Below are 295 nucleotides of genomic sequence, written 5' to 3'. Positions count from 1 at the left end.
GATCGCATACTCGAGCGTCGGGAAGCCCGCACCTTCCGCGCCAAGCAGCGATTCTTCGCCGAGCTTGACATTGTCGAACGTGACTTCGGCCGCGCGTCCGCCGTCGATCTTCGGATAGCCGCGCACGCTGACGCCTGCTGCGTCCCGAGGCACGAGAAAGAGCGATATGCCTTCCTCTGAGTCGTCGTCGCCGACGGTCCGCGCGGACACGAGGAAGAGTGCAGCGTGCTCACCGTGCTGCGCCACCGCTTTAGCGCCGTTCAATTGCCACGTGTCGCCCTCGCGCTGGGCGCGC

Annotated in this window: 1 protein-coding gene; it reads right to left on the bottom strand. The window is 66.1% G+C overall.

From position 1 onward, the window contains the following. Positions 1–295, bottom strand: a 295-nt coding sequence (locus tag SB822_RS56250; protein ID WP_410858999.1) for an acyl-CoA dehydrogenase family protein, incomplete at both ends; no start/stop codon positions are given.

This window comes from Paraburkholderia sp. SIMBA_054, assembly GCF_046534875.1.
GTDB classification, from domain to species: Bacteria; Pseudomonadota; Gammaproteobacteria; order Burkholderiales; family Burkholderiaceae; genus Paraburkholderia; species Paraburkholderia hospita.
Note: the sequence above shows the minus strand (reverse complement) of the source record. Positions and strands in the feature narration are given on the sequence as shown.